Raw genomic sequence first — 2,073 nt, 5'->3', positions numbered from 1 at the left:
CACCTGTTGTCGAATCAATGGTCGTGTTGCCACCAACAAGATTTTTCACATTGTTCGCAGTATTGAATAATTGACTGCCATTCACTGCATCTGTTGATGCTGCATTTACAGCACCCGCTTTAACGTTCGTGATCGTGGTTCCACCAGCTCCTGCAAGCGTGATCTTGTCTTTGGTCGTTGCATCGTCATATTTAACTGCTGCATCGTCTAATGTACCCAACTTGCCATCAACTGCTGCCAATTGATCTTCAGTCGCCGCTTGACCTGATACCGCTGTGCCATTCCACGTCTTATTGCTTAAGCCGCCAATCGTTCCTGCTGTGCCATCAATAGTCACTGGATTCGCTGTACCAACTTTAATGGTATTACCCAAGCCCAGCTGTACGCCATCTGCTGTTGTAGTACTGGTGATGCTACCATCCGTTGAACCTTTAACATTCAACGTATCGCCTAATGCAAATTGGTTACTGCTGGTACCATTACCAAACTTGATGCCTTTGTCCGCTGTTGCTTTAACGCTAGTGATCGCACCGTCAATTGTATTCGAGCCTGTACCACCAATGTTATTCGTGGTGATTGCACCTGTCGTTGCATCAATGGTCGTGTTGCCACCAACAAGATTTTTCACATTGTTCGCAGTATTGAATAATTGACTGCCATTCACTGCATCTGTTGATGCTGCATTTACAGCACCCGCTTTAACGTTGGTAATCGTGGTTCCACCAGCACCTGCAAGTGTGATTTTGTCTTTGGTTGTTGCATCGTCATATTTAACTGCTGCATCATCCAAACCACCTAACTTGCTGTCCACTGCTGCCAATTGGTCTTCAGTCGCCGCTTGACCTGATACCGCTGTACCGTTCCAAGTCTTGTTACTTAACCCGCCGACTGTACCCGCTGTACCATCAATTGTAACTGGATTCGCGGTACCCACTTTAATGGTATTACCCAAGCCAAGCTGTACACCATCCGCTGTCGTCGTACTGATAATGCTGCCATCAGTTGAACCTTTAACATTAATGGTATCGCCCAAAGCAAATTGGTTGCTGCTTGTGCCGTTACCAAACTTGATGCCTTTATCTGCTGTTGCTTGTGCTGCATCCGCTGCATTTTGTGCAGTTGTTACGTTTTGATTGGTCGTGAATAACTGACCACCATTCACACCATCTGTCGATGTTGCTGAACTGATATCACCCGCTTTTACATTGGTAATCGTTGTACCACCAGCACCTGCAAGTGTGATTTTGTCTTTGGTTGTTGCATCGTCATATTTAACTGCTGCATCATCCAAACCACCTAACTTGCTGTCCACGGCTGCCAACTGATCTTCAGTCGCCGCTTGACCTGATACCGCTGTACCATTCCAAGTCTTGTTGCTTAACCCGCCGATTGTACCCGCTGTACCATCAATCGTAACTGGATTCGCGGTACCTACTTTAATGGTATTACCCAAGCCAAGCTGTACACCATCCGCTGTCGTCGTACTGATAATGCTGCCATCAGTTGAACCTTTAACATTCAACGTATCGCCTAATCCAAATTGGTTACTGCTGGTACCATTACCAAACTTGATGCCTTTGTCCGCTGTTGCTTTAACGCTAGTGATCGCACCGTCAATTGTGTTCGAACCTGTACCTCCAATGTTACTTGTAGTGATTGCACCTGTTGTCGCATCAATGGTCGTGTTGCCACCAATTGCGGTCTTAACGCTGTCCGCTACGCCATGCAATTGGCTACCGTTGATCGCATCAGTTGAGCTTGAATTTACTGCACCCGCTTTAACGTTGGTAATCGTGGTTCCACCAGCTCCTGCAAGCGTGATCTTGTCTTTGGTCGTTGCATCGTCATATTTAACTGCTGCATCGTCTAATGTACCCAACTTGCCATCAACTGCTGCCAATTGATCTTCAGTCGCCGCTTGACCTGATACCGCTGTACCGTTCCAAGTCGTGTTGCTCAGACCTTTGATCGTGTTCGTTGCTTTATCAACAACAACACTGCCTACAGTCACCTTGTCGAAGTTCACATCTTTCGCTGTCGATACTTGGTAGTTGCTTGAACCATCTGCATTGG

The 2,073-nt window shown here is 46.6% G+C and carries 1 protein-coding gene; it reads right to left on the bottom strand.

Annotated features, from left to right (window positions below; all coding sequences use genetic code 11):
- On the bottom strand, positions 1 to 2,073 hold a 2,073-nt coding region (locus V6E90_RS21405), incomplete at both ends, for a beta strand repeat-containing protein (RefSeq protein WP_442881274.1).

The sequence above is a fragment of the Acinetobacter sp. ESBL14 genome (assembly GCF_036668815.1).
GTDB lineage: Bacteria > Pseudomonadota > Gammaproteobacteria > Pseudomonadales > Moraxellaceae > Acinetobacter > Acinetobacter gyllenbergii.
The sequence above is the reverse complement of the archived record's forward strand: the minus strand, read 5'-3'. Positions and strand labels throughout refer to the sequence as shown.